The following is a 26,350-nucleotide window of genomic DNA, read 5'->3' as shown; positions in this document are numbered from 1 at the left end:
GCGCGGGTTCACGAATAGGCGCGGCACGAGCGTCGGAGAGTACGCTAGGCAGTCGCCGTGCGCTAACATGTGCGGGATCGGGGGGCGTCATCCGCCGCAGAGCGGAGCCTTCTCCCCGCCCGCGCGCGCCGGCCTCGCCGTGCGCCACCGAGCGACACCCCAGCAGGCCTTGGAACCGGTAGTCCAGACAATGAGCAACGAGCCAGAAAGCACGCAGCACAAGAGCGCCCTGCAGGGACTGAAGGGCTACCTGTCGAGCCAGATCCTCGGCCAGGAAAAACTCGTCGACCGCCTGCTGATCGCGCTGCTAGCCGACGGCCACCTGCTGGTGGAAGGCGCGCCGGGACTGGCCAAGACCAAGGCCATCAAGGACCTCGCCGAAGGCCTCGAAGCCGAGTTCCACCGTATCCAGTTCACTCCCGACCTGCTCCCCGCCGACATCACCGGCACCGAGATCTACCGTCCGGAGACCGGCACCTTCGTGTTCCAGCAAGGCCCGATCTTCCATCACCTGGTGCTGGCCGACGAGATCAACCGCGCCCCGGCCAAGGTGCAATCGGCGCTGCTCGAAGCCATGGCCGAGCGCCAGGTTTCGGTCGGCCGCAGCACCTACGACCTGCCACAGCTGTTCCTGGTGATGGCGACACAGAACCCGATCGAGCAGGAAGGTACCTACCCGTTGCCGGAAGCCCAGCTCGACCGCTTCCTCATGCACGTCAAGATCGGCTATCCGGAGGCCTCGGTGGAACGCCGCATCCTCCAGCAGGCGCGTGGCGAGGCACTGAACGGCGAGGCCCGGCCGGAGCGCCGGGTGACCCAGGAAACCATCTTCGCCGCGCGCCAGGAAATCCTCGGCCTGTACATGGCCGACGCGGTGGAGGAATACCTGGTGCAACTGATCATGGCCACCCGCACCCCGGCCAAGCACGACGCGGAACTCGCCGAATGGATCTCCTACGGCGCCAGCCCGCGCGGCTCCATCGCCCTCGACCGCTGCGCGCGCGCCCACGCCTGGCTGGGCGGACGCGACTTCGTCAGCCCCGAGGACATCCAGGCGGTGCTGTTCGACGTGCTGCGCCATCGCCTGATCCTGACCTTCGAGGCGGAAGCCGCCGGCATCGACCAGGACCGGGTCGTGCAGCGCATCCTCGACGTGGTCGCCGTGGCCTGAGGCCGCCGCCATGCTGAGCGCCGCCCCGGGCGTCGAACTGGGCCTCGACGAGCTTCTGGAAATGCGCCACCGGCTCCACGAAGCGCGCCTGTTCTCCTCGCAGAACCGCCGCAGCCCGTTGGTCGGCCTGCATCACTCGCGCCTGCGCGGACGCGGCGTGGACTTCGACCAGGTGCGCATCTACCAGCCCGGCGACGACGTACGGACCATCGACTGGCGCGTCACCGCGCGCACCCGCGAGCCGCACACCAAGCTGTTCCACGAGGAACGCGAGCGACCGGTGTTCGTCCTGGTCGAACAGAGCCAGCGCCTGTTCTTCGGCTCCGGCCTGTGCTTCAAGGCGGTGCTGGCGGCACGCGCGGCGGCCTTCATCGGCTGGTCGGCGCTGGCCCACAACGACCGTATCGGCGGCCTGGTATTCAGCGACCGCGACTGCCACGAAATCAAGCCGCGACGCAGCAAGCACAGCCTGCTGCAACTGTTCAACCAGCTATTGCGGGCCAATCGCGAGCTGCGCGAGACGCCGGCCGAGCGGCCTGGCGAACTGTTCGGCCTGGCCCTGCGCCGCGCCCGCGAAGTGCTGCGCCCGGGCAGCCTGATCCTGGTACTGTGCGACGAGCGCACACTCAATGACGTCGCCGAGCAGCAACTCAGCCTGATCGCACGCCATACCGACCTGGTGCTGCTGCCGCTGTCCGACCCGCTCGACCATGCCCTTCCCGCCGCCGGACTGCTGCGCTTCCGCGAAGGCGCCGCCGACCTCGAGCTGGACACCCACGCCGACGAGCTGCGCCAGGCCTATCGCGAACTGGCCGAGGCGCGCCGCGCGCGCTGGCAGCGGCTGGCCCAGCGACTGGGCGTGCCGCTGCTGCCGCTGTCGACCCAGGAAGACCTGGTGGAGCAGTTGCGGGACCTGCTGGAACAACACCAGCCGGGGTATCGCGCATGAACCCGCTCGACCGGCTGGAACCGCTGATCGCCCCCCCGCCCGTCGGCTGGTGGCCGCCGGCGCCCGGCTGGTGGTTGCTGGCCGCCCTGCTGCCACTGCTCGGCTGGGGGCTCTGGCGACTGCGCCGGCACCTGCCACGGCGCACCATCGCCACCCGCGGCGAAGCGCCGCTGGATCCGCTGCGCGAAGCGGCCCTGGCCGAACTGGCCGCGCTTGCCAAGCCCTACGGCAGGGCTTCCGCCGGGCCCTGGCTGCAGGCCATCAACGGCCTGCTCAAGCGGGTCTGCAGGGCGCGCTGGCCAGATAGCGGCAGCCACGCCCTCAGCGGCCGCGCCTGGCTGGCGTTCCTCGACAACCGTTGCCCGGCCGCCGGCCTGACCCGCTGGATGATCCTGGTGGAAGGCGGCTACCGCGCCGACTGCACCCTCGACGACAAGGCCGTGGACGGCCTCGACGCCGCCGTCGCCACCTGGATTCGCAAGCATGTTTGAGTTCGCCTGGCCCTGGGTCTTCGCCCTCGCCCCGTTGCCCTGGCTGCTGCGTCTGGTGCTGCCGGCCGCCGACAGCGGCGAGGCGGCGCTCAAGGTGAGCTTCCTCGACGAACTCGAAAGCCTCGCCGGGCGTCGTGCCCGCGCACGCCTGCCGGCCTGGCGGCAGCAGGTGCGCTTCGCCCTGCTCTGGTTCCTCCTGCTGCTCGCCGCGGCCCGCCCGCAGTGGGTCGGCGACCCCCTGCCGCTACCCGCCAGCGGCCGCGACCTGCTGCTCGCGGTGGATGTCTCCGGTTCCATGGACTACCGCGACATGCGCTGGCAGGACGACGAGATCAGCCGCCTGGAACTGATCAAGAAACTCTTCGGCGACTTCATCGAAGACCGTCGTGGCGACCGCGTCGGCCTGATCCTGTTCGGCAGCCAGGCCTACCTGCAGGCGCCGCTGACCTTCGACCGGCACACCGTGCGGGTCTGGCTGGACGAGGCGCAGATCGGCATCGCCGGCAAGAACACCGCGATCGGCGACGCCATCGGCCTGGCGGTCAAGCGCCTGCGCCAGCGGCCTGCGGAAAGCCGGGTGCTGGTGCTGATCACCGACGGCGCCAACACCGGCGGACAGATAGCCCCGCAGATCGCCGCGCAACTGGCCGCCGAGCAACAGGTGAAGATCTACACCATCGGCATCGGCGCCGACCCGCAGCAAGGCGGCGTGCCCGGCCTGTTCGGCTTCAACCCGGGGCTCGATCTCGACGAGCCGACCCTGCGCGGTATCGCCGAGAGCACTGGCGGCGAATACTTCCGCGCGCGATCCAACGCCGAGCTGGAAAGCATTTCCGCGACCCTCGACCGCCTCGAACCGGTCGCCCAGCAGACTACCCGGGCGCGCCCGGCTCTGGCGCTGTACAGTTGGCCGCTGGCCGCCGCCCTCGGCCTGAGTGTGCTGCTGGTGGCGCTGGAACTCTGGCCACGGGAAAACCGGACCTGGCCGCGCCGCCGTTCCGGGAGGCAACCATGAACCTGTTGCTGGACGCCTGGCCGCACTGGCTGCGCCCCTACTGGCTGCTGCTGGCGCCGCTGCTTGGCTGGTTGCTGTGGAAGCTGCTGCATCGCCAGCGTCGTGCCGGACGCTGGCAGTTGCTGTTGCCGACGGCCTTCCAGCCCTGGCTGCTGGTCGGCGGTGCCGGGCGGCAGAACCGCATGCCCTGGATCTGCCTCGGCATCGCCTGGCTGCTGGCCCTGCTGGCCTTGCTCGGGCCCAGTTGGCAGCAACTGGAACAGCCCTCGATGAAGCGTAGCGACCCGCTGGTGGCGATCCTCCAGCTGACTCCCGGGATGCTTGCCGGCGACCTGTCGCCGACCCGCCTGGAGCAGGCCCGGCGCAAGCTGCTCGACCTGCTTCGCACGCGCAACGACGCGCAGACCGCAATCGTCGTCTACGCCGGCAGCGCGCATACCCTGGTGCCGCTGTCGGACGACCAGCTCACCGCGCGCAACCTGCTCGACGCCCTGAAACCTTCGATCATGCCCGAGCCCGGCCAGCGCGCCGACCTCGCCGTGCGCCAGGCCCTCGACCTGCTGGAACAGGGCGCCCAGGGCCGCGGCCGCCTGCTGCTGCTGACCAGCGAGCTGAGCGAACCCGAGCGCCAGGGCATCCGCAGCGCCCTCGAGCACCGGGCGGCGCGCCTCGCCGTGCTCGGCGTCGGCACGCCGAAGGGCGCTCCGGTGCAGCAGGAGGATGGCAGCTTCCTCAAGGACGACCAGGGCGGCATCCTCCTGCCCAGGCTCGACGAAAGCGGGCTGCGCCGCTTCGCCGCGGAGATCGGCGCCGGCTACCAGCGCCTGCGGCCGAACGACCGCGACCTCGACAGCCTCGGCCTGCTGGCCCGCGGCGGCACGCTGGAGGAAGATCGCGAGAACGCCCTGCTGCGCCTGCAGCGCTGGGCCGACCAGGGTTACTGGCTGCTCCTGCCGCTGCTCCTGCTGGCCGCCTGTGCCGGACGGCGCGGCTGGCTGTTCTGCCTGCCGCTGTTGATGCTGAGCCTGCCGCAACCGGCCATGGCCTTCCAGTTCGAAGACCTCTGGCTGCGTCCGGACCAGCAAGGCCAGCGCCTGTTGCAACGGGGCCAGGCGGACGAGGCGGCGAAGCGCTTCGAGGACTTCCGCTGGAAAGGCCTGTCGCTCTACCAGGCCCGCGACTACGCCGCCGCGGCCCAGGCCTTCGCCCAGGGCGACCAGGCCGACGATCACTACAACCGTGGCAACGCCCTGGCCCGCCAGGGCGAACTGGAAGCCGCCGTCGACGCCTACGAACAAGCCCTGGAGCGCCAGCCGCAACTGGTCGCCGCGCAACGCAACAAGGCCCTGGTCGAGGAACTGCTGCGCCAACGCCAGGAACAGGCGGCGCAGCAGCAGGCCGGCGAGAACAAGGAACAGCGCCAGGAAGCGAGCCAGCAGAGCCCGCCATCCGGAAGCAGCCAGCGGCCGCCGCGCGACGCGGCGACCGTCGATGCGCAGAAGGCCCAGGCCGCGGCGCCCTCGACCAGCCTGCCGGAAGACGAAGGCGAGAAGACCGCCGGAGCACCCGGCCAAGCGCAGCCGCAGCTCGCCGCCGAGGACGAGCGGACGGGCGACGAGGAAGCCGACGACGGACTCGACGACGAACGTCGCCAGGCCCTCGAGCAATGGCTGCGACAGATTCCCGACGATCCCGCCGAATTGCTGCGGCGCAAGTTCTGGTACCAACAGCAGCAACGCCAGGAAGCCACGCCATGATCCGCCTGTTCTGCAGCCTGCTTCTCGCGCTCCTCTGCGTCTCCGCCCATGCCAGCTTCAGCGCCAGCGTCGACCGCGCCCGCCTGACCGAAGGGGAAAGCGTCGAACTGACGCTGGAATCGGACGACCCGACCCTCTTCGGCAAACCCGACCTGAGCCCGCTGGACGCACTCTTCGAGGTCCTCGGCACGCGCCAGGTCAACCGTCTCGCCACGCAGAACGGCCGGGCCCAGGCCACCACCCGCTGGATCGTCACCCTCCTGCCGAAGCAGAGCGGCTACGTGGCGATCCCGCCGATCAGCCTCGGCGCCAGCAGCACCCAGCCGATCAGGCTGCACGTACTGGAGGCGCGCGACCGCGCCAAGAGCAGCAAGCTGGCGCCGGTCTTCATCGATGCCAGCGTCGACCAGGAGACAGTCTACGTGCAGGCCCAGGCGATCCTCACCCTGCGCATCTACCACTCGGTGTCGCTATACGACGACAGCAGCCTGACCCCGCTGGCGATGAACGACGCGAAGGTCGAACAGCTCGGCGAGGCGCGCACCTACGAGAAGGAGATCAACGGCATCCGCCACGGCGTGATCGAGGTGCGCTACGCGATCTTCCCGCAGAAGAGCGGCACCCTGGAGATTCCTGCGCAAGCCTTCAGCGCTACCCTGGTCGACCGTGGCAGCGACGACTACAACCCCTTCGGCCCGCGCCCCGGCCGGCAGATGCGGGTGACTTCGCCGAGCATCCCGCTGCAGGTCCGGCCCAAGCCTGCCGACTATCCGGCCGACGCGCCCTGGATGCCGGCCCGCGCGCTGAGCATCAGCGAAAGCTGGAGCCCGCAGCCGGAACAGGCGCAGGTCGGCGAATCGCTGACGCGCAACGTGCTGCTGAAGGTCGAGGGGCTTTCCGGCACCCAGCTTCCGCCGTTGCCGCTGCCCGACGTGCAAGGCCTGCGGCGCTACCCGGACCAACCGCAGCTGGCCGACCAGAGCACCGACCAGGGCCTCATCGGCAGTCGCGAGGAGCGCGAGGCGCTGGTGCCCGAGCAGGCCGGGCGCATCGAGTTGCCGGCGCTCGAAGTGGTCTGGTGGAACACCCGCGAAGACCGCCTGGAGCGCACCAGCCTGCCACCGCGCACCCTGGAAGTGGCCGCCGCGCCGCAGGCCGAGGCGGAGCCGCCGGCGGCGGCGCTGCCGCTCGGCGAACGCCTGGAGCCGACGCTGTGGCCCTGGCAACTGGCTACCGCCGTGCTGGCCCTGACCACCCTGCTCGGCTTCGGCCTCTGGTGGCGCGCCCGCCAGCTGCCGGCGGTGATCCGCGCCGCAGCCAACGGCCCGAGCAGCCGCAGCCTGCTCGACGAGCTGCGCCGCGCCTGCCTGGCCAACGATCCCCAGGCGACCCGCCAGGCCCTGGACGCCTGGGCCCGTCAGCAACCCGATACCCTGGCCGACATGGCGGCCCGCTTCGTACCGCTGTCCGACGCCCTGGATGGCCTCAACGGCGCGCTGTACAGCGAGAGCGGCCATTCCTGGCAGGGCGAGGACCTGTGGCGGGCGATCCGCGCCCTGCCCACCACGGAACAAGCGCCGGCGGGAGCGGTCGACAATGGCGGCCTGCCACCGCTCTATCCGCGCTGAACGGCGCTATGGTTAGGACTGGCACGACATTCCGATTCCGCAAGAGGGCCCGCATGCGCTTCCGTACCCTGTACCTCGTCCTGTGCGGCCTGCTCCTGGGCCACGCCGCGACGGCCGCCGAACCGCCGACCGCGCCCACGCCGCCCACGCCGCCCACGCCGCCGACGCAGCCGGCCGAAGGGCCGGGCGGCGCGGCCTATCGCCATGCCAGCGTGCATCAGTGGCACTTCGGCGAAGGCGCTCGCGAATACTGGGTGTTCACCCCCGAGCAACCGGTCCCCGGCAACGCTCCGCTGGTGATCTTCCTGCACGGCTGGAGCGTGATGCAGCCGGACCTCTACCGCGCCTGGATCGACCATATCGTCCGCCGCGGCATGGTGGTGGTCTACCCGCGCTACCAGCCGGACCTGAAGACGCCCAACGCAGACTTCCTCGACAATGCCGCCGGCGCCCTCGGCGACGCCCTCAGGCGCCTGCAGGCCGGCGAGCTGGGGGTGCGCCCGCGGCTGAACCAGGTCGCCTACCTCGGCCACTCCGCCGGCGGACTGCTCGCCGCCAACCTGGCGGCCGCCAGCGAACGCCTGAAGCTGCCGGCGGCGAAGGCGCTGATGGTGGTCGAGCCCGGCAAGAGCCAGGGCAAGCGCTGGGACGGCGTGGCCCAGGAACGCCTGTCGGGGCTGGCCAAGGGCACCCTGCTGCTGGCGGTCTGCGGCGACGAGGACAGCCACGTGGCCTGCACCGACGCCAAGCGCATCTACCGCCAGAGCCGGCACATTCCGCCCAGCGACAAGAACCTCCTGTTGCTGCGCAGCGATCGCCACGGCGCTCCGCCGCTGCTGGCCAACCACGCGGCGCCCACCGCGCCGGTATTCGGCCCGCAGTATCCGAAGGAAGAAGACAGCGACTGGTTGCTCGACCGCGTCGAGAAGCGCCTCGAAGTCCAGCAGGCCGAAGGCCGCTATACCGGCCACGACCCGCTGGTGATCGACGCCCTCGACTGGTACGGCACCTGGAAGCTGTTCGATGGCCTCACCGACGCGGCGTTCTACAACCGCAACCGCCAGTACGCCCTGGGCGCTACGCCGGAGCAGACCGGCATGGGCCAGTGGAGCGACGGCACCCCGGTGAAGCCGATCAAGGTGCTCAAGTAGGCGCGGGCAACGCCCGCGGCGAACCAGGCACAGCGTCCCATCCGTCATGCGAACAGATACCATGCATATCCATGTACTCGTCGTCGAAGACAACTTCGATCTCGCCGGCACCGTCATCGACTACCTCGAGGCCGCCGGGGTGGTCTGCGATCACGCCCGCGACGGCCAGGCCGGCCTCAACCTGGCGCGCGCCAACCGCTACGACGTGATCCTGCTGGACATTATGCTGCCGCGCATCAACGGCCGGCAGGTCTGTCGCCAGCTGCGCGAAGCCGGCCTGCAGACCCCGGTACTCATGCTCACCGCCCTGGATACCCTGCAGGACAAGCTCGACGGCTTCGACGCCGGCGCCGACGACTACCTGCTCAAGCCCTTCGAACTGCCGGAGCTGCTGGTCCGCCTGCAAGCCCTCAGCCGGCGCCGCAGCGGCCAGGCCCAGCGCCTGCAGGTCGACGACCTGGTGATGGACCTCGACAGCCGCCAGGCCAGCCGCGGCGGCACGCCCCTGGCGCTGTCCCCCACCGCCTGGAAGATCCTCGAGTGCCTGATGCGCGCCAGCCCCGCGCTGGTCACCCGCGAGCAGCTGGGGCGCAGCGTCTGGGGCGACGAACCGCCGGAAAGCAACACCCTCAACGTGCACATGCACCACCTGCGCAGCACCGTCGACAAGGGGTTCGCCACCCCTCTGATCCATACCCTGCACAGCGTCGGCTTCCAGCTGGAGCGCAAATGAAACGCGGCCTGAGCCTGATCCCCATCGTCGGCGGCGGCGTCACCCTGATCCTCGCCGGGGTGTTGCTGGTCTACACGCGCATGCTCGGCGACTACGGCGAGACCGGCGCCCTCTACCTGCTCAGCATGATGATGGAAGAGGAAGGGCTGTACTTCGCCCAGCGCTACCAGGAAGACCCGGCTACGCCGGCGCCGGACAGCTACTACTTCAAGGGCAGCGTCGGCACCGCGGGGCTGCCGCCGAAACTCAGGGAGATGCTCGACACCCCGCCCTACAAGAGCATCGGCGCCATGCAACTGCTCGGCAACTGGGACGACGATGACGAAGAGGAGGATGACGACGCGCCCAGCGACGATGCCTACGTGGTGGTCCGCCAGCCACTGGCCGACGGCAAGACGCTCTACCTCTACGACAACGACGCCGCCGGCAGCATCGACACGCCGCTGTCCGACGCCATCATCGACGCCCGCGTCAGGCAGACCTGGATCGTCACCCTATCGGTCACCCTGCCTTCGCTGGCCGCCGTCGGCCTGCTGGTCTGGTTCATCGTCGCGCCGTTGCGCAAGCTGACGCGCTGGTCGATGACCCTCGACGACCTCGCCCCGGACAGCCAGCGGCCGCGCTTCAACTACCGCGAACTCAACGTGCTGGCGGATACCCTGTGGAACAGCGTGACCCGGATCAAGGACTTCAGCCAGCGCGAGGAACGCTTCCTGCGCTACGCCAGCCATGAGCTGCGCACCCCGCTGGCGGTGATCGGCATGAACCTGGAGCTGCTCGACCAACCCGGCCGCGCGCCCTCCCCGCATGCCTTGCAACGCATCCGCCGCTCGGCGCTGGGCATGCAGCAGATGACCGAGACCTTGCTCTGGCTCAGCCGCGAGAGCGGCGAACTGCGCGACGACGGACACATCGAGGTCGGCCGCCTGCTGGAGGAACTGCTCGAGGAACAGCAGGCGCTGAGCCAGCGCCGCGGCCTGACCTTCCACCTCGACGTGGAGCCACACAGCCTGCCGCAGACCCGCGCACGGATCATCATCGGCAACCTGCTGCGCAACGCCCTGCAGTACAGCGACGAGGGCGTGGTGGAAATCGTCGTGCGCGACCGCAGCCTGCTGATCAGCAACCCCATCGGCGCGGCCCAGGGCACGGAGGAGTCGATGGCGTTCGGTTATGGCCTGGGCCTCGACCTGGTCCAGCGCCTGTGCCAGAAGAGCGGCTGGCGCCTGCATTACAGCAGCGACGAGCAGCGCTTCCGCTGCGAGCTGCTGTTCCCCGCCACACCGGACTGAAGCGCGACGGCCTTCCTCCGCACAAAAAAACCGCGGCCTGGGCCGCGGTCTTGGCGGGGCTCGGCGCGACTCAGTGAGCGAACACCGAGGCCTTCCTGGCCTGCAGCTTGGCCGGGTTGATCAGGAAACGCGCCAGGGCCGGCAGCAGCCAGAGGGCGCCGAACATGTTCCAGAGCAGCATGAAGGTCAGCATCAGGCCCATGTCGGCCTGGAACTTGATCGCCGAGAAGATCCAGGTGGCCACGCCGATCGCCAGGCACAGGCCGGTGAACAGCACCGCCTTGCCGGTGGAGCGGAGGGTCTCGTAGTAGGCCTCCTGCAACGGCAGGCCCATGCGCAGGAAAGACTCCAGGCGGGTGTAGATGTAGATCCCGTAGTCCACCCCGATGCCGACGCCGAGGGCGATCACCGGCAGGGTCGCGACCTTCACGCCGATGCCCAGCGCCGCCATCAGCGCGTTGCCGAGAACCGAGGTGAGGATCAGCGGCAGGACGATGCAGAGGGTCGCGGCGAAGGAACGGAAGGTGATCATGCACATGGCCGCCACGCAGATGTACACCAGCACCAGGATGATCAGTTCGGACTGCTTGATCACCTCGTTGGTGGCGGCCTCGATCCCGGCGTTGCCGGCGGCCAGCTGGAACTGCAGGTCGTCCTTGTCGTTCTCCGCGGCGAAGGCCTGCACCGCCGCCACCGCGCGGTCGAGGGTCTCGGCCTTGTGGTCGTTGAGGAAGACCAGCAGCGGCGCCAGCGAGCAGTCGGTGTTGTAGAGACCGTCGGCACGGGCGATGGAGTTGTTCAGCACGTCCTGGTTGCGCGACAGGGTCTCCCATTTCAGGTTGCCTTCGTTCATCCCCTTGATCACCTGCTTGGACACGGTGACCATCGAGATCGCCGACTGCACGCCCTCGGTGTTCTCCAGCTTCCAGGCCAGCTCGTCCATGGCCGCCAGGGCCTGGTGGGTGGAGCAGCCTTCCGGGGAGGTCTTGACCATCACCACCAGCACGTCCGAACTGGTCGAGTAGTTGCGGATGATGAAGTCGTTGTCGAGGTTGTAGCGCGAGTCGGGACGCAGTTCCGGCGCGCCCTGGTCGAGGTCGCCGATCTTCAGGTGCTTGCCATACCAGAGGCCGCCGCCGAGCATCAGCAGGGCGATGGCGATGGACACCGGGGCCACCTTCGGGCTGGCGAAGTTCGACAGCAGGCGCCAGAACGGGTGCTCGCGCACCGCGTCATCCTTGCTGCGCTGCACCGCCTTCTTGCTGATGCCGATGTAGGAGATCGCCACGGGCAGCAGGATCAGGTTGGTGAAGACGATCACCGCCACGCCGATCGAGGCGCCGATGGCCAGCTCGCGGATCACCCCGATGTCGATCACCAGCAGGGTGATGAAGCCGACGGCGTCGGCGAGGATCGCGATCATCCCCGGCAGGAACAGTTGGCGGAAGGTCAGCCGCGCCGCCATCAGCGCATTGTCGGCGCCGCTGGACTGCAAGGCGATGCCATTGATCTTCTGCACGCCGTGGGAAATACCGATGGCGAAGATCAGGAACGGCACCAGCATCGAATAGGGATCGAGGCCGAAACCGACCAGGTTGAGCAGGCCGAGCTGCCAGAGCACCGCGACCAGGGTGGTGATCAGCACGGCGATGGTGCTGCGGATGCACTTGGTGAACCAGTACAGCAGGACCAGGGTGATCAGCAGGCAGATACCGAAGAAGCCGACCACCATCACCAGCCCGTCGATCAGGTCGCCGACCTTCTTCGCGAAGCCGACGATGTGCACCTTCACGTTGGGATTCTGCAACTGGTACTTGTCGCGGATCTTCTCTTCCAGCTCATGGGAGAACTGGCGGTAGTCGAGCTTGATCAGTTCGCTCTGGTTCTTCGGGTTCGGGTACATCTCCAGCAGCGGTACGTCGACGATGCTCGACTTGAAGTTGTTCGCCACCAGGCGGCCGATCTGCCCGGACTTGAGCACGTTGTTGCGCAGTTCCTCCAGCGCCCGCGGCGAACCGTCGTAGGTCTGCGGGATCACCTCGCCGCCGGCGAAGCCTTCCTCGGTCACTTCGGTCCAGCGCACGCTGGGGCTCCACAACGACTTCAGGCCGGAACGGTCGACGCCGGGGATGTAGAACACCTCGTCATGGATCTGCCGGAGCGTCTCCATGTACTCCTTGGTGAAGATGTCGCCGTTCACCGCCTCCACCGAGATGCGCACGGTGTTGCCGAGGTTGGCCAGGTCGTTGCGGTGCTCGAGCATTTTCTGGATGAACGGGTGCTCCAGCGGGATCATCTTCTCGAAGCTGGTGGACGGCCGCACCTGGGTGGCCTGGTAGAACAGGAAGACGCTGACCAGCAGGCAGAGGAAGATCACCACCGGCCGGTTGTTGAAGATCAGGCGTTCGAGCAGGCTCGCCTTGTTTTGCTGATGCTGGTTCATGGCACTCATGCGACCCCCGCCTTATTGTTGTTGTTCGAGCGCGGCACCGTTCGCCGCAGCGAGGTGCACGCCGCCCTGGCCGACCAGGATCAGGTGGCCGTCGCCGGTGGCGCTGACGCCGGCCAGGGACAGCCGGTCGGGACGGTTGAACACGCTGAAGCTGCGCCCGCCGTCGGTGCTTTCGAGGACACTGCCGCCGTGGCCGACCACGACGATACGCCCGTCCGCCAGCAGCGCGCCGTCGGAGAGACCGAATTCCAGGTCGCCGGACGCCGCCTTCAGCGGTATCTCTTCCCAGCTGTCGCCGAAATCGGCGGAGCGGAACAGGTGGCCGCGCAGGCCGTAGACCAGCACGCCGCCCGCATCGGCGGTACCGATGGCGCCGAACAGCGAGCCCTCGTAGGGGCCTTCGAGTTTTTCCCAGGTGGCGCCCCAGTCCTTCGAGCGGAACAGGCTGCCGGCTTCGCCGACCACCAGCAGGCCGTTGTCCTTGACCGCGGCGATGGCGTTGAGGTGGAACTGGTCCTCGTTGTCCAGGCGCTCGCTGACGTCTTCCCAGTGCTGGCCGCCGTCGCGGGTCTCCAGCAGCGCGCCATAGGCACCGACGGCCAGGCCGTGCTGTTCGTCGGCGAACCAGATGTCCAGCAACGGCGCTTCGCGGCCGAGGTCCTCGAACTGCCTGGTCCAGGTGCTGCCGGCGTCGTCGCTGACGAGGATCTGCGCATCGTGCCCGACCGCCCAGCCCTTGCGCTCGTTGACGAAGAACACCGAGGTGAGCAACTGGCGGGTCGGCACCTTGGCCTGGGTCCAGGTCTTGCCGTCGTCGTCGGAGAGCAGGATATGCCCACGGTCGCCGACCGCGACCAGCCGCTTGCCGGCATGGGCGACGCTGAGCAGCAGGCTGCTGGCGGCCTTCGGCGATTCCACGGCGAATTGCGGCGGCGCGGCGGTTGGCGTCGACTCGGCCAGGACCGGGGTGGCGGCGAAGGTCAGAAGAGAAAGCACCCCGAGAAACGACAGGGCCCTGCTGGCCAGGGGCGATCTGGAAGGAATGGCCGGATGCCGCGAAGCGTCCGCGGTTTGGCCGGGCGAAGTGCGCCACGTCATGGGCTCACGCATGGATACCGTCCCCGTTGTTGTTATTAGTGGTTCGTGGTGAGCGTTATATAGCCAGCGTTTGGCGACGGAGACAATTGAAGCCACGTTATCTTTTGTTAAGCGTGTAAGCCGTCTGTAACGGGGGATCGGCGCCGCCCTCCTCCCCGGAGGGAAGCGGTCGGCGCCGGCGAGCGGAGCGATCAGCGGGTGCCGCGGCGGCGCAGGGCCGAGGGCTTGAAGTAGGAGTCGTCCGGTATCGCCTGGGTGAAGTCGATGGTACCCGGCTCCTCGTTGTCCAGGTTCTGCACGTGGTAGCGACGCGCCTGCAGGTCGTGGAACACATCCAGCGCGCTCCAGGTGTACGGCAGGTCGTAGAAGTTCTTCAGGTAGGCCATGGACACCCGCCACAGTTCGCCGCGACCGTCGTACTGGTCGACCACCGCCGCGCTCCAGCTGTCCTCGTCGAGGTACAGGGTGCGCTTGGAGTAGATATGCCGCGCGCCCGGCTTCAGGGTACCTTCCACCACCCACACGCGGTGCAGCTCGTAGCGGGTGTATTGCGGATCGAGGTGGCCCGGCTTGAGCAGTTCCTCGTACTTCACCTCGGGGCTGCTGACCTTGTAGTTGTTGTAGGGAATGTAGATTTCCTTCTTGCCCAGCAGCTTCCAGTCATAGCGGTCCGGCGCGCCGTTGAACATGTCGGTGTCGTCGGCGGTGCGCAGGCCGTCGGCGGCGGCGATCGGCGTGTCGTAGGCAAGGTTCGGCGCACGCCGCACACGGCGCTGGCCGGCGTTGTAGCCCCAGGCCTGGCGCGGCTCCTTGACCTGGTCGAGGGTCTCGTGCACCAGCACCGCGCCGCCGGCCAGGCGCGCCGGGCTCTTGGTGAACGACAGGTAGTAGAACATCAGGTTGTTCAGGTCGGCGAAGCTGCCGCCCTTGAGGTAGTACTTGAACAGCGCTTCCTGCTGCGAGGTCACCAGCGAGTAGCTACCGTTGCGCTGTACCGCGACTTCCGAAGCGCGGCGCACGACATAGGTGCCGCGGTAGCGGGCGACGTGGTTCCACAGCGCCTCCACGCCGCTCTTCGGAATCGGGAACGGCACCCCGCCATAGGCGTCGGCGAACCCGTTGCCGCCGTCCAGCAGCCTGGCGCTGGTGGCATTGGCGAAGGTGTTGTCGTACAGCCACTGCGGCGCCGAACCGGAACGGCGACTGGGGTAGACCGGCATCCGGAAGCTGTCCGGGTAGGTCTTGAACAGCGCCAGCTGGCCCGGGGTCAGGTGTTCCCTGTACTGCTCCAGGTTGGCCTTGTCGATGGTGAACAGCGGCTTGTCCGCGGCGAACGGGTCCGGGTGGTGCTGGCCCGGCTTGTAGCCGGCCGGCGCCTGGGTGATGCCGCCGGTCCAGGCGGGAATGCTGCCGGCGGCGTTGCCGGCCTTCTCCGCGCCCAGCGGGGTGAGGCTCGACTTCAGTTGCGCCGCCTCGCCGGCGGAAACGCCGGCCAGCGCGCCGCCGCTGCCCAGTGCCAGCGCCAGGGAAGCGCCGATCAGCAGGTGCTTGTTCAACATGAGGGTTCTCCGTGTGAGGTGCCGGGCGCTCGCGGCGCCCGTGTCGTTATCGGTTCGGTCAGAAGGAGTACTTCACGGTCAGGCCGATGTTGTCGCGGTCGCGGATGTTGTTGTTCTGCCCGCCGCCGTAGAACTCGGTGTACTGCAGTTCGCCTTCCAGGCTGTTCAGGTAGGTGGCCTTGATCCCCAGGGTGTAGGCCTTGCGACCTTCGATGAAGTTGCCGGTCTGGTAGGAGTTGCCTTCGAAGTCGTCCTTGTAGACCACGTAGGGCGACACGTTGACCCCGGCGAACACGTCGTTCCAGGTGCCACTGAGCAGCAGGGTGTAGCCGTAGGCGTTGCGGTTCACCTGGTCGCCACGGTCGCCGCCGGAAACGTACGAGCTGTTGCCGCGCCCGGCATAGTAGCGGGTGCTGCCGTCGTAGGCGGTGTACTTCAGGCTGCTGCCACGCAGGTGTTCCGAGGCCAGCTCGGCGACGCCGGTCAACGAGTCGAAGCTCAGCGACGGGCCGAAGTTGTAGATGGTCCCGAGGGAGGTGTTGAACGCCTCGACCCGCTCGTAGTTGTGGATCTGCCCGCCGAGGCCGACCATCTGCCCGCCGACGTTGATCTGCCCGCCGTTGGCGGCTTCCGCCGCACCGTGGGCGAGGTCGCCGATCAGGTCGTTGGTGGCGGCGATGCCGATCGGCAGGTTCGGCCGATAGGCCAGCTCGCCGAACACCGAGGCGTCGCCCACCGTGGTGTTGAAGCTGAAGCCGTACATGCGGATGTCTTCGGCGAACTCGCGGCGGGCATTGATGTTGCCCATCACGTCGGCGGTCACCAGGCCGTTGGCCAGGGCTTCGGCGAGGTTGCCGGCGATCGGCCGCAGGGTGTTGGCCAGCGCCGCCAGGTCGGCCCCGGCATAGTCGCCGATGTCGGCGTACAGGGTCGGCTCCTTGGAGTGGTAGTTGACGAAGTAGAAGCCGAACTCGGTGCTGTTCAGTTCCTCGGCGATGTAGCGGAAGGCCACGCCGAACTGGCCGTCGTTGCGCGCGTTGATGTCCTTGCCGATGGACGACACCTTCATCACGTTGCCGTAGGCCGGGGTCACGCCGTTGGCATAGAGGCCGGTCTTCTTCAGCGCGCCGCTGAGCAGCGGATTGTTGCCCAGCGCCTGGTACAGGCCGATGACGTTGCCGAAGCCGGGCACCGGGGTGTCCAGCGCGGTGCCGGTGAAGTCGCTGTAGCCGGTGTTGCCGCCGTCGGCGAACAGGTCGGTCTCGGAGAAGAAGGTACCGACCGGGTCGAGGCGGGTTTCCTTCCAGTTCCACTGGTAGAAGGTTTCCATCGACAGGTTGTCGGTCAGGCCGATGTTGAAGCTCAGCGCTTCCACCGGCATCAGCACTTCCTTGAGCTCGGAACCGGGCAGGCGGTACTTGGCGGCGTCCACCGGGTTGGTGGTGTTGACCCCGCCACGGTAGAAGATGCCCTCGCCCCAGTTGAACACCTGGCGGCCGAAGCGCGCGCTCAGCGGCATGTTGCCGATGTCCCAGCTGCCGTAGACGTAGGCGTCGAGGATTTCCGCCTTGTGCCCGGCGATGTCGCGGGTCTGGCTGGTGAAACGGTCGTCGTGGGGATAGCTCTGGCTCGGCTGCGATGGATCGTTGTGGCTGTAGTAGTCATTGCGCTTGTCCATGATCTGGGTGTCATAGAACGCCGTGCCGCGGATGAACACGCCATAATTGCGCCAGGTCGCCTCCAGGTCCGAGGTGATCTTGTAGACCTCGGAAACCAGGCCGGTATCGAAGTTGCGGTTGCCGTCGTTGGTGTTGATGTCATTGTTGCTCTTGTCCTGCCCCTGCACCCGCCACAGGGTGCCGTAGGACAGGGTGGTGTCGAGCGAACCGGACACCTCGTTGTCGAGGAAGCTGAATTCGACGGCCTGGGCCTGGCCGCCCAGCAGCGGCAGCAGCCCGGCGAAGGCGAAGCCGGCCCGGGCCGGCGCGGAGCGCAGCCGGGGCTGGCGGTTGGGGATGTACATCGGGAACTCACTCCATGTGGTCATGCGTTGGGCGCCGCCACTGCGGGCGGTTCGCCGTTCGGCCGTTTCTCTGCGGCCTTGTTATGGGTGGTCGCGGCGTCACCGGCCTAGCATCGACGAAAGGGAACCGCGCGACGAGGCAGTGCAACCGGGATGCCAATTCAACGGAATCCTCCAGGCAATTCAATGGATTGCGAAAAAAACAGGACTTCCTGCGGGATGACTGTTCATTCACTGACCAGAAAACAGGAAGTGTCCGACAAAACGCGCCAGGCGAATTTCGCCGGTGGCGCGAAAAGTCCCTTCGCAGAGCCTGCGCAGGGAGGTTCGCGAAACACGATTAAGCGGACTCCATCAATGGAAAACAGTGAAGCGATTCCCAGAAGTAACAAAGGGCGTTACCAGCCAGTGGCCAGTAACACCCTCTTCCGGGTGAAGCTGGCGGATCAGGCCAGGCTCTTGCTCACCACTTCGTAGACGTCGCTGGACAATTCGCCGGAGGCCAGAATGCGTTCCAGCTCGCCGCGCATCAGCGCCTGCCGCGCCTCGTCGTACTTGCGCCAGCGGGTCAGCGGCACCAGCAGGCGCGAGGCGATCTGCGGGTTGAGTGCGTTGAGCACGATCACCTGGTCGGCGAGGAAGCGATAGCCGGCGCCGTCAGGACGATGGAAGTTGACCAGGTTCTGGTTGGCGAACGCGCCGATCAGCGCGCGCACCTTGTTCGGGTTCTTCAGGGTGAAGGCCGGGTGCTGCATCAGCGCCTGGACCCGCTCCAGCCCGCCCGGCAGCGGCGAGCCGGCCTGCACGCTGAACCACTGGTCCATCACCAGCGGGTCATCCTTGAAGTAATCGGCGAACATGGCCAGGGCCTTGCCCTTCTCCGCCTCGAAGCCGGAATTGACCAGCACCGCCAGGGCGGTCAGGCGCTCGGTCATGTTGTCGCAGCCTTCGTACTGCTCCAGGCAGGCGGCGAGGATTTCCTCCCGGCCCGACAGCGACAGGTAGGACAGCGCGATGTTCTGCAGGCTGCGCCGGGCTATGTGCGAAGCCTCGGCGAGGTAGGCGGTGTCGCGGGAAATCTTGCGGTTGGCCTGGTAACGCTGCCACAGCGGCTCGAACAGCGCTTCGCCGATACGCTGGCGGGCGAATTCGCGGGCGGCATGGATCGCGTCGACATCGGCGACTTCGCTGATCTCGGTGAGATAGGCCTCGCTGGGCAGCGAGAGCATCTCGGCGACCATCGCCTGGTCCAGCGCCTCGTCCGCCAGGAGGGTGCGGTAGGCCTCGATCAGGCGCGGGTCGAGTACCAGTTGCTCGCCGCGCTGGTGCTGGCCGATCAGCTCCTGCAGGACCTGCACCGAAAGCTGTTGGCCGGCCTCCCAGCGGTTGAAGCCGTCGCTGTCGTGCTGCATGAGGAACAGCAACTGGTCGCGGCTGTAGGGGAAGCTCAGTTTCACCGGCGCGGAGAAGCCGCGCAGCAGCGATGGCAGCGGCTGCTCCGGCACCTCGACGAAGACGAAGCGCTGCTCGGCCTCGGTCACCGCCAGCACGCGGTTGCCGCCCTGGGCCACGGCCTCGCCTTCCAGGCGCAGCGGAAGTTCGTGGCCCTGGCCGTCGAGCAGACCCAGCTCCAGCGGGATGACGAAGGGTTCCTTGCTCGGCTGGCCGGGAGTCGGCGGGCAGCTCTGGCGCACCGTCAGGGTGTAGCGGCGGGCGGCGGCGTCGTACTCGCCTTCCACCGCCAGGCGCGGAGTGCCGGACTGGCTGTACCAGCGCTTGAACTGGGTCAGGTCGACGCCATTGGCGTCTTCCATGGCCTTGACGAAATCGTCGCAGGTCACCGCCTGGCCGTCGTGGCGCTGGAAGTACAGGTCCGAGCCCTTGCGGAAGCCTTCGGCGCCGAGCAGGGTGTGGATCATCCGCACCACTTCCGAGCCCTTCTCGTAGACGGTCAGGGTGTAGAAGTTGGAAATCTCGATGAACGAGTCGGGGCGCACCGGATGCGCCATCGGCCCGGCGTCCTCGGCGAACTGGTTGGTGCGCAGGAAGGCGACGTCCTCGACGCGCTTGACCGTGCGCGAGTTCATGTCGGCGGAGAACTCCGAGTCACGGAATACGGTGAAGCCTTCCTTGAGCGACAGCTGGAACCAGTCGCGGCAGGTGACCCGGTTGCCCGACCAGTTGTGGAAATACTCATGCGCCACCACGCCCTCGACCCGCTGGTGGGCGGCGTCGGTGGCGGTTTCGGCGCGGGCCAGGACGCAACTGGAGTTGAAGATGTTGAGGCCCTTGTTCTCCATCGCGCCCATGTTGAAGTCGTTGACCGCGACGATCATGAAGATGTCCAGGTCGTACTCGCGGCCGTAGACCTCCTCGTCCCAGCGCATCGACTTCTTCAGGCTGTCCATGGCGTGCTGGACCTTGACGATGTTCTCCGGCTCGACGTAGATGCGCAGCGCCACGTCGCGCTGGCTCATGGTGCGGAAGCTGTCCTCGACGCACCAGAGGTCGCCGGCAACCAGGGCGAACAGGTAGGCCGGCTTCTTGAACGGGTCTTCCCAGGTCGCCCAGTGCCGGCCGTTGCCTTCGGAACCGCTGGCCACCGGGTTGCCGTTGGAGAGCAGCACCGGGTAGCGCTGCTGTTCGGCGCTGACGGTGGTGGTGAAGCGACTCATCACGTCGGGACGGTCGAGGTAATAGGTGATCTTGCGGAAACCCTCGGCCTCGCACTGGGTGCAGAACATCTTGCCGGACTTGTACAGGCCTTCCAGCGCAGTGTTGCTCTCCGGATGGATACGCACCGTGCTCCTGAGGACGAATTCGGCCTGCCGCGGTTGCACCCCGAGCTGCTCGTCGTCCAGTTGGTAGTCGTCCGCGCCGAGCGCCTGGCCGTCCAGTTCGAGCGCCAGCAGCTCCAGTTGCTGGCCATGCAGCAACAGCGGCGGCAGGCCGGCGCCGCGCTCGGGGTTGCGCCGCAGCTTCAACTCGGCGTGTACCAGGCTGTGGTCTTCGAACAGTTCGAACTTCAGGTGGGTCTCGTCGATCAGGTAGTCCGGCGCCTGATAGTCCTTGAGGTGGATGACTTTCGGTTGCTCGGTGCGCATGGCTTGTGGCCCTTCTGCTCAGTGATGCACGGCGATCTGGTAGGCCGTGTATTTGCGAATGTTGATCACCCCGGTGTCGAGGATCAGGTACTGGCCCTTGATACCGCGAAGCGTGCCTTCGACGATAGGCGTTTTTTCCAGGTCGAGGCTGGCGACCTTGCTCGGGTAGGCCTCGACCGGGTAGGCGATCTCGAGCGGATCGAGGTCGATAACCGGTTGGATCGCCTGCAGGCCGAAACGTTGCTGCAATTCGCGCAGGCCGTCGGCGCACTGGTCGAACAACTGCTCGCGGACTGCCGCCAGATCGACCGGCTCGGCTTCGCCCTTGAGCATGGCCCGCCAATTGGTGCGGTCGGCGACCTGGCTGCGCAGCAGGTCTTCCACCAGGCCGGACTGCTGGCGGGTGGCCACGCGCAGGATCGGCAGCGCCTGGCGCGCGCCCTGGTCGATCCAGCGGGTGGGAATCTGGCTGGCGCGGGTGATGCCGACCTTCACCCCGGAGGAGTTGGCCAGGTACACCACGTGATCGGTCATGCAGAACCGCTCGCCCCACTCCGGTTCGCGGCAGGTGCCCTGCTCGTAGTGGCACTTCTCCGGGCTGACGATGCAACTGTCGCACTGCGCCAGCCGGGTGAAGCAGGGATAGCAATAGCCCTGGCTGAAACTCTTCTTCGTCTTGCGGCCGCAATGGGTGCAGAAGATGCTGCCGAGGTACTCCAGGCGCAGCGGCCGGCCGATCAGCGGGTTCACCGCGACTTCGCGGTCGTCGAGGCGGAAGGCGTATTGCACAGGAGCATTGCTTTCCAGGCGCGCCGTCATCTTGCTCAGCGCGCCGCGGGCGATTTCTTCCATCAGTGCACGGAGTCCGACTTGAACAGGATGTTCGGGATCGGCTCGTCGGAATGCGAGGAGCAGTGCTGCGGGCCCATGTAGCCGGTGCGCTCCTCCTCGGGGAGGTTCTGCAGCTCCCAGGCGATCACCGCCTGCAGGCAGAGTTCCTTCTGCTCCTGGGTCAGCTTGCGGCCGTCCGGCCACTTGCCGATCTCGATGGCCAGCTTGAGGTTCTGGTAGATCTCAGGAGTGATGTTCTCGATCGCTTGATTGAAGGACGACATGGCCGGCTCCGGTGAAAAGGCGTACCGGCCATTCTACCGGGCCGGGGCCGGCGGCGCACATCGAAGCTGCCGCAGCCCCTCGCTCAACGGCGACGCCGCGCCAGCAGGCCGCCCAGCAAACCGCTGAGGCAACCGACCAACAGCCCGCCAACGTGCGCGCCGTTGGCGATGGAGCCGAAGCCGAGCAGGTCGATCACCCCGGACAGGCACACCAGCAGCCAGATCAGCATCATCGCCACGACGCCCCTGGGCAGGCGATAGGCCTGGTTCGGCGCCAGGTACTGGAAGATCCAGCAGTGCCCGAGCAGGCCATAGAGCACCCCGGACAACCCGCCGAACAGGCTGGCGCCGCTCACCGCGTACTGCACCACGTTGGACACCAGGCCGAACAGCAGGGTCAGGCCGAGCAGCATCGGACGGCCCTGGCGGAATTCGATGCGCCGGCCCAGCTCCCAGAACCACATGGCGTTCATCGCCAGGTGCAGCCAGCCGAAGTGGATCAGCATCGGCGTGAACAGCCGCCACCATTGACCCGCCGCCAGGCTCTCGGCCAACGGCGTGAACAGCGCGTACTGGCCCTGGATACGGAAGTCCTGGAAGGTCAGCCAGCGCATCGTCGCGAAGTTGTCGCCAAGGTAGGTGACAGCGGCGACGACGAAGGTCAGCAGCAACACCGCGGCGGTCATCGGGCTCATCCGCAGTTGCCGGACGAAACCCTGCCCCGCCGGTCGCGGCGCGGCCTCCAGGGTCGCCTGCGGATCGCCTTCGGGATAACGCCGGTACAACTCGCGGACCTGCTCGGCGAGCCGCTCGTCGGGCACCCAGAGGACCTGCTGGCCGGATTCCTCGCTGACCCGGTGCGGCACGTTCAGACGCCGCAGCAGGCCGACGAAGCCGGCCAGGTCGACCGACAGGGGAAACTTCAGGACCTGCACCGCGCTCACTCGTCAGCCTCCGGCCGCTTCACTTCGACCCAGACGAACTTGTGCCGGTCCAGGCGGGTTTCCTCATCCAGGCGGTAGGCCGCCAGCTTGCCGTACATCACCGCGCTGTAGTCCAGGCAGGCCAGGTTCGGCCGGATCGGCGCCGGCGTGCCGCGTCGCCAGTAGTGGCCGACGAACAACAGCGGTTCGTCGGCGCCGTAGGTCAGCAGGCTGGACTTCTGCTCCTCGCTGAGCGGCTCGCGGGCGATCGCTTCGGGCAACGCGTCGGGCTGGAAGACGATATCGCCGTAGGTGCGCGGCGCCTCGTCCTCGACCCAGAACTTGGTGCGGAAGAAGGCGCGCGTATAGCCATCGCTGCTGGTCAGGGTGGCACCGTGCGGCAGGCGCATGTCGGTGCCGCGCAGCAGACGGTTGCAGGCCAGGTCGGCGAAGCTGCCGGGCTCCGCCGACTCCTGCAGGAAGGCTTCGCTGATCCGCCCGTCGGGGAACTGCCGGCGCAGGGTCGCGATCAGCTCGCCGTCCCAGCAGGCATGGACCATGCGGAAGCGCCCGGCATCGAGGAACAGCGGCAGTTGCTGGAACCAGCCGAGGAAGTCGCGCCAGTCGGCGTCGTGGCCCTCGAACTGCTCGAGGGTCTCCTTGATCAGCCGGGCATGCCGCGGCGTATGCTCGCGGACGTACTGGCGGCCGCTGCCGGGCGCCGCCGGGGTGCTCCAGCCGAGCGCGTTGAATTCGTGGTTGCCCATGATGCACAGCGCCTCGCCGGCGTCGACCATCGCGTGCACCCGGTGCAGGGCCTCGCGGATGCGCGGGCCGCGGTCGACGATGTCGCCGAGGAACAGCGCCTGGCGCCGCGGATGGCGCCAGACGCCGCCCTGCAGGCGGTAGCCGAGCAGGTCGAGGAGGCGGTCCAGGGTATGCGCGCAGCCGTGGACATCGCCGATCAGGTCGTAGCCACGTCCGGGGTCGAGTTGCATCAGTCGCCTCCGCCCAGGCGGCTGCCCCAGCCGAGCTTGGTCCGGCAGATCTCGTAGTAGTTGTGGTCGATGGGGTGGATCAGGCGCAGCTTCTGCGGCTTCTTGCTGATCGTCACGGTATCGCCGGGGGCGCAGGTGAAATGGTTCTGCCCGTCGCAGGAGACCTGCGGGTAGATCTGCATGTTCGGCGACACGACGATCTTCAGCTCGCTGTTGCCGTCCACCACGATCGGGCGGCTGGAAAGCATGTGCGGGTACATCGGCACGATGACGATGGCATCCAGCTTCGGATGCATGATCGGACCGCCGGCGGACAGCGCGTAGGCGGTGGAACCGGTGGGCGTGGCGACGATCAGGCCGTCGGCCTTCTGGCTGCAGACGAACTGGCCGTCGATATACAGCTCGAACTCGATCATCCGGGTCGACTTGCCCGGGTGCAGGACCACGTCGTTGAGCGCATCGCCCTGCCCCATCGAGTCGATACCGCGACGCACCTGGGCATCGAGGAGGAAGCGGCTCTCGACGATGTACTGGCCGTCCAGCACCTCGCCGACCTTGGCCTCCAGTTCATCCGGGCGGATGTCGGTGAGGAAGCCCAGGCTGCCGCGGTTGATCCCCAGCACCGGCACCTTGTGCCGGGCCAGCGCTCGGGCCGCGCCGAGCATGCTGCCATCGCCGCCGACCACCACCACCAGGTCGCAGATCTCGCCCATGATCTTCCGCGAGCAGGTCTGCAGGCCGTGTCCGGGCAGGACTTCGGCGATGGTGTCCTCGAGGATCACATGCAGGTGGCGATCGATCAGGAATTTCTTCAGCCGGCGAATGGTGTCCAGCACCTGGGTGCTGCCGAGGCGGCCGATGATGCCGATATTGCGAAAGGGTTCCATGCGGTTCCTGCGAAAAGCTGGCGGGCGGGATAGAGCGGATTATGGGCGAAAGCCGCGGACAGCGGCAAACCCGCGCATGTAAGGGAAATCGCCGCGAGTGGCGCAACCCGGCTAACCTCAGGGTATGACGCTGCTGACCGAACTGCTCGACGAATTGCACCACCCGGCCGTCCGCGACCTGGCCTGGACCCTGCTCGCCCCGCCGTTGCTGCGCCGGACCCCGGAGCCGCAGCGCCATCCGCTCGCCGCCAGCCGCTGGCGCCAGGAGCCGGAGCGCCTGGCCGCCTGGTTGCGCGAACAGGAGCGACAGCCGCAGCACCTCGCCGCCTGGCTCGCGCAGTGGCCACGGCAGCGTCTCGGCCTGTACTACGAACATCTCTGGCAATTCGCCCTGGAACAAGCCCCGGACGTGCGCCTGATCGCCGCCAACCTGCCGGTGCGCGACGGCGGGCATACCCTTGGCGAACTCGACCTGCTGCTGCGGGACGACGACGGCATCCACCACCTGGAACTGGCGATCAAACTCTACCTGGGGCCCCAGTCCGGCCCCGGCGACTGGCTCGGGCCCGGCGGCCAGGACCGCCTGTCACGCAAGCTGGAACACCTCTGCCGACACCAGTTGCCGCTGGCGGCGACCCGCGAGGGTCGCCAGGTGCTGGCCGCCCATGGCGCCGAATCGGCCGTTTCCGCATTGTGGCTGAGCGGCTACCTGTTCCATCCCTGGCCCGGGCCGGGCAGCCTGCCCGCCGACATCGAGCCACGGCATCTGCGTGGCCGCTGGCTCCGCCAGCGCGACTGGCCGGCGTACCTGGCCAGCCTGGCCGGACCGCAGACCGGGCAGCATTGGCTGCATCTGTCGCGCGAGCACTGGCTGGCGCCGGCCATGCGGCGGCAGGACCCGCTCGACCCACCGCGCGACGGCGCCTGCTGGAACATCGCCTTCGCCGACGAGGCACGTCCGCAAATGCTGGTAAGGGTGGTGCCGCGCGACGGCTACTGGGTAGAGGCCGAGCGCCTGTTCCTGGCCAGCGACGACTGGCCACCGGGGCTCAGCCTGTGGGGTAGCGCGCGCCAGGCCGCGGATGCCTGATCAGAGCAACGCCAGCAAACGCTCCTGCAATGCCCGGCGGCCCTGCAGACCTCCGCTGTGCAGCGCCACCAGCCGGCTGCCGCGAGCCACCGCGCCGCTCTCCACGGCCTCGCGCAGGGCGAGCAGCAGCTTGCCGGTGTACAGCGGTTCGAGGGCGACGCCGCTGGCCGTCTCGAACTCGACGATGAACCGCGCCAATTTCCCATCGAGGCGGGCGAAACCGCCACGGCTGGCGTCCAGCAGGCGATAGCCGGCATCGGCCCAGCCCGCCTCGGCAAGGGTCGCCGCGACCTGGGCGGCGACGCCGTGGTCCTCCGGCACCGCCAGCGCGCCCACCACGGGATGCCGCCCGGCCTCGCCGAGCACCAGGCCGGCCAGTGTCGTACCGGTACCGGCGGCCACCCAGATCGCGTCGTAATCGTCCCAGCCGAGCGTCGGCAACTGGGTCGCTATGCGCTCCACCAGCCCGATGCAACCGCGCGCGCCCAGCAGCCCGCCACCGCCCTCGGCGACCGGCAGCAAGCCTGGGTAACGTTCCCGCCAGGGAAGCCAGAAGCCGGCGGCATGCCGCTGGCGATAGCCGCCGTAGCCGAGCCAGTGCAGTTCCATGCCGAGACTGCGCAGGTCGCGCACCGTCGGCGTATCGACTTCGTGTCCGCGCAACAGGCCGACGCAACGGAAACCGAAACGCGCGCCAGCGCCGGCCAGCGCGTGCAGGTGGTTGGAATGGGCGCCGCCGAGGCTGATCAGGCCGTCCAGCCCCTGCTCGTGGGCCAGCGCCAGGTGTGGCGCGAGCTTGAACCCCTTGTTGCCGGAGATCAGCGGATCGGCCTGGTCCAGGCGCAGCAGCGCCAGTTCGACCCCGGCCCGTTGCAGCCAGTCGAGTTCGAGACGCTGCAAGGGTGTATGCGGTG

General features: G+C 67.8%; 21 protein-coding genes. 10 read left to right on the top strand and 11 right to left on the bottom strand.

Going from position 1 to position 26,350, the window contains the following annotated elements; translation table 11 throughout:
- Window positions 1–190: 190 nt before the first annotated feature.
- The 9 genes from FHW81_RS06105 (at window position 191) to cprS (ending at window position 10,187) form a co-directional block, all read left to right on the top strand.
- Window positions 191–1,171, top strand: a complete 981-nt coding sequence (locus FHW81_RS06105; RefSeq protein ID WP_003091294.1) for an AAA family ATPase — start codon at window positions 191–193, stop codon at window positions 1,169–1,171.
- 10 nt (window positions 1,172–1,181) lie between these two features.
- Window positions 1,182–2,120, top strand: a complete 939-nt coding sequence (locus FHW81_RS06100) for a DUF58 domain-containing protein (protein ID WP_003091295.1) — start codon at window positions 1,182–1,184, stop codon at window positions 2,118–2,120.
- A complete protein-coding gene (locus tag FHW81_RS06095; protein ID WP_003107434.1) occupies window positions 2,117–2,611 on the top strand; it encodes a DUF4381 domain-containing protein in 495 nt (164 codons plus the stop codon). Before FHW81_RS06100 ends, FHW81_RS06095 begins: the two co-directional genes overlap by 4 nt.
- Entirely contained in the window at window positions 2,604–3,626 is a 1,023-nt protein-coding gene (locus FHW81_RS06090) for a vWA domain-containing protein (protein ID WP_033981153.1), read from the top strand. The genes FHW81_RS06095 and FHW81_RS06090 overlap by 8 nt, the downstream gene beginning before the upstream one ends.
- Complete coding sequence (locus FHW81_RS06085) at window positions 3,623–5,383, top strand: VWA domain-containing protein (protein WP_003122450.1); 1,761 nt, start codon at window positions 3,623–3,625, stop codon at window positions 5,381–5,383. The genes FHW81_RS06090 and FHW81_RS06085 overlap by 4 nt, the downstream gene beginning before the upstream one ends.
- Entirely contained in the window at window positions 5,380–7,011 is a 1,632-nt protein-coding gene (locus tag FHW81_RS06080) for a BatD family protein (RefSeq protein ID WP_003113945.1), read from the top strand. The genes FHW81_RS06085 and FHW81_RS06080 overlap by 4 nt, the downstream gene beginning before the upstream one ends.
- Window positions 7,012–7,064: 53 nt before the next feature.
- Window positions 7,065–8,162 (top strand): chlorophyllase/cutinase-like alpha/beta fold protein, encoded by a 1,098-nt coding sequence (locus tag FHW81_RS06075; protein ID WP_023129636.1) that lies wholly within the window; start codon window positions 7,065–7,067, stop codon window positions 8,160–8,162.
- Between the two features lie 61 nt (window positions 8,163–8,223).
- A complete protein-coding gene (gene cprR, locus FHW81_RS06070) occupies window positions 8,224–8,895 on the top strand; it encodes a cationic peptide response regulator transcription factor CprR (protein WP_003091311.1) in 672 nt (223 codons plus the stop codon).
- Window positions 8,892–10,187, top strand: coding sequence for a cationic peptide sensor histidine kinase CprS (cprS, locus tag FHW81_RS06065; protein ID WP_003105000.1), 1,296 nt, complete (start codon window positions 8,892–8,894; stop codon window positions 10,185–10,187). The genes cprR and cprS overlap by 4 nt, the downstream gene beginning before the upstream one ends.
- Window positions 10,188–10,257: 70 nt before the next feature.
- Here the strand turns inward: cprS and FHW81_RS06060 are convergent, their stop codons facing one another.
- From FHW81_RS06060 to FHW81_RS06015, 10 genes are all read right to left on the bottom strand, one after another.
- Window positions 10,258–12,639: an efflux RND transporter permease subunit gene (locus FHW81_RS06060; RefSeq protein ID WP_003104998.1), complete on the bottom strand. Its 2,382-nt coding sequence runs from the start codon at window positions 12,637–12,639 to the stop codon at window positions 10,258–10,260.
- A gap of 12 nt (window positions 12,640–12,651) precedes the next feature.
- On the bottom strand, window positions 12,652–13,749 hold the full coding sequence (locus tag FHW81_RS06055) for a WD40/YVTN/BNR-like repeat-containing protein (protein WP_023091158.1): 1,098 nt from the start codon (window positions 13,747–13,749) through the stop codon (window positions 12,652–12,654).
- Between the two features lie 179 nt (window positions 13,750–13,928).
- Window positions 13,929–15,296 carry a DUF1329 domain-containing protein gene (locus tag FHW81_RS06050; protein ID WP_003091320.1) on the bottom strand — a complete coding sequence of 456 codons (1,368 nt, stop codon included), beginning with the start codon at window positions 15,294–15,296 and terminating at the stop codon, window positions 13,929–13,931.
- A 58-nt stretch (window positions 15,297–15,354) separates the two neighbouring features.
- Window positions 15,355–17,319 (bottom strand): DUF1302 domain-containing protein, encoded by a 1,965-nt coding sequence (locus FHW81_RS06045; RefSeq protein WP_023091157.1) that lies wholly within the window; start codon window positions 17,317–17,319, stop codon window positions 15,355–15,357.
- A 446-nt stretch (window positions 17,320–17,765) separates the two neighbouring features.
- Window positions 17,766–20,423 (bottom strand): aminopeptidase N, encoded by a 2,658-nt coding sequence (gene pepN / locus FHW81_RS06040; protein WP_171893925.1) that lies wholly within the window; start codon window positions 20,421–20,423, stop codon window positions 17,766–17,768.
- An 18-nt stretch (window positions 20,424–20,441) separates the two neighbouring features.
- Window positions 20,442–21,275, bottom strand: a complete 834-nt coding sequence (locus tag FHW81_RS06035; protein ID WP_003091329.1) for a DUF2797 domain-containing protein — start codon at window positions 21,273–21,275, stop codon at window positions 20,442–20,444.
- Window positions 21,275–21,538, bottom strand: a complete 264-nt coding sequence (locus tag FHW81_RS06030) for a YeaC family protein (RefSeq protein WP_003104989.1) — start codon at window positions 21,536–21,538, stop codon at window positions 21,275–21,277. The genes FHW81_RS06035 and FHW81_RS06030 overlap by 1 nt, the downstream gene beginning before the upstream one ends.
- Before the next feature lie 83 nt (window positions 21,539–21,621).
- Window positions 21,622–22,482 (bottom strand): rhomboid family intramembrane serine protease, encoded by an 861-nt coding sequence (locus FHW81_RS06025; RefSeq protein WP_003104987.1) that lies wholly within the window; start codon window positions 22,480–22,482, stop codon window positions 21,622–21,624.
- The gene (locus tag FHW81_RS06020; RefSeq protein WP_003091336.1) at window positions 22,479–23,459 is read right to left on the bottom strand and encodes a metallophosphoesterase; all 981 of its coding nucleotides are present in this window, start codon (window positions 23,457–23,459) and stop codon (window positions 22,479–22,481) included. Before FHW81_RS06020 ends, FHW81_RS06025 begins: the two co-directional genes overlap by 4 nt.
- On the bottom strand, window positions 23,459–24,346 hold the full coding sequence (locus tag FHW81_RS06015; RefSeq protein WP_003091343.1) for an NAD(+) kinase: 888 nt from the start codon (window positions 24,344–24,346) through the stop codon (window positions 23,459–23,461). The genes FHW81_RS06020 and FHW81_RS06015 overlap by 1 nt, the downstream gene beginning before the upstream one ends.
- Window positions 24,347–24,470: 124 nt before the next feature.
- Between FHW81_RS06015 and FHW81_RS06010 the strand changes: the two genes are divergently transcribed.
- Window positions 24,471–25,436 carry a DUF1853 family protein gene (locus tag FHW81_RS06010; RefSeq protein WP_019726529.1) on the top strand — a complete coding sequence of 322 codons (966 nt, stop codon included), beginning with the start codon at window positions 24,471–24,473 and terminating at the stop codon, window positions 25,434–25,436.
- Here the strand turns inward: FHW81_RS06010 and FHW81_RS06005 are convergent, their stop codons facing one another.
- A complete protein-coding gene (locus FHW81_RS06005; protein ID WP_017001936.1) occupies window positions 25,437–26,336 on the bottom strand; it encodes a 1-aminocyclopropane-1-carboxylate deaminase/D-cysteine desulfhydrase in 900 nt (299 codons plus the stop codon). It lies immediately after the preceding gene.
- Window positions 26,337–26,350 lie beyond the last annotated feature (14 nt).

This window comes from Pseudomonas sp. RC10-4-2, assembly GCF_050433085.1.
In the GTDB taxonomy this organism is placed as follows: Bacteria; Pseudomonadota; Gammaproteobacteria; order Pseudomonadales; family Pseudomonadaceae; genus Pseudomonas; species Pseudomonas aeruginosa.
This window is presented reverse-complemented; position numbering and strand designations above follow the sequence as displayed.

Excerpts from the sequence above, each read along its gene's own strand:
- FHW81_RS06060 (WP_003104998.1), bottom strand. The coding sequence starts at position 12,639 with ATGAGTGCCATGAACCAGCATCAGCAAAACAAGGCGAGCCTGCTCGAA.
- FHW81_RS06015 (WP_003091343.1), bottom strand. The coding sequence starts at position 24,346 with ATGGAACCCTTTCGCAATATCGGCATCATCGGCCGCCTCGGCAGCACC.
- FHW81_RS06085 (WP_003122450.1), top strand. The coding sequence starts at position 3,623 with ATGAACCTGTTGCTGGACGCCTGGCCGCACTGGCTGCGCCCCTACTGG.
- FHW81_RS06105 (WP_003091294.1), top strand. The coding sequence starts at position 191 with ATGAGCAACGAGCCAGAAAGCACGCAGCACAAGAGCGCCCTGCAGGGA.
- FHW81_RS06035 (WP_003091329.1), bottom strand. The coding sequence starts at position 21,275 with ATGGAAGAAATCGCCCGCGGCGCGCTGAGCAAGATGACGGCGCGCCTG.
- cprS (WP_003105000.1), top strand. The coding sequence starts at position 8,892 with ATGAAACGCGGCCTGAGCCTGATCCCCATCGTCGGCGGCGGCGTCACC.
- FHW81_RS06030 (WP_003104989.1), bottom strand. The coding sequence starts at position 21,538 with ATGTCGTCCTTCAATCAAGCGATCGAGAACATCACTCCTGAGATCTAC.
- FHW81_RS06080 (WP_003113945.1), top strand. The coding sequence starts at position 5,380 with ATGATCCGCCTGTTCTGCAGCCTGCTTCTCGCGCTCCTCTGCGTCTCC.
- FHW81_RS06090 (WP_033981153.1), top strand. The coding sequence starts at position 2,604 with ATGTTTGAGTTCGCCTGGCCCTGGGTCTTCGCCCTCGCCCCGTTGCCC.
- cprR (WP_003091311.1), top strand. The coding sequence starts at position 8,224 with ATGCATATCCATGTACTCGTCGTCGAAGACAACTTCGATCTCGCCGGC.
- FHW81_RS06050 (WP_003091320.1), bottom strand. The coding sequence starts at position 15,296 with ATGTTGAACAAGCACCTGCTGATCGGCGCTTCCCTGGCGCTGGCACTG.
- FHW81_RS06045 (WP_023091157.1), bottom strand. The coding sequence starts at position 17,319 with ATGTACATCCCCAACCGCCAGCCCCGGCTGCGCTCCGCGCCGGCCCGG.
- pepN (WP_171893925.1), bottom strand. The coding sequence starts at position 20,423 with ATGCGCACCGAGCAACCGAAAGTCATCCACCTCAAGGACTATCAGGCG.
- FHW81_RS06020 (WP_003091336.1), bottom strand. The coding sequence starts at position 23,459 with ATGCAACTCGACCCCGGACGTGGCTACGACCTGATCGGCGATGTCCAC.
- FHW81_RS06055 (WP_023091158.1), bottom strand. The coding sequence starts at position 13,749 with ATGCGTGAGCCCATGACGTGGCGCACTTCGCCCGGCCAAACCGCGGAC.
- FHW81_RS06010 (WP_019726529.1), top strand. The coding sequence starts at position 24,471 with ATGACGCTGCTGACCGAACTGCTCGACGAATTGCACCACCCGGCCGTC.
- FHW81_RS06100 (WP_003091295.1), top strand. The coding sequence starts at position 1,182 with ATGCTGAGCGCCGCCCCGGGCGTCGAACTGGGCCTCGACGAGCTTCTG.
- FHW81_RS06075 (WP_023129636.1), top strand. The coding sequence starts at position 7,065 with ATGCGCTTCCGTACCCTGTACCTCGTCCTGTGCGGCCTGCTCCTGGGC.
- FHW81_RS06095 (WP_003107434.1), top strand. The coding sequence starts at position 2,117 with ATGAACCCGCTCGACCGGCTGGAACCGCTGATCGCCCCCCCGCCCGTC.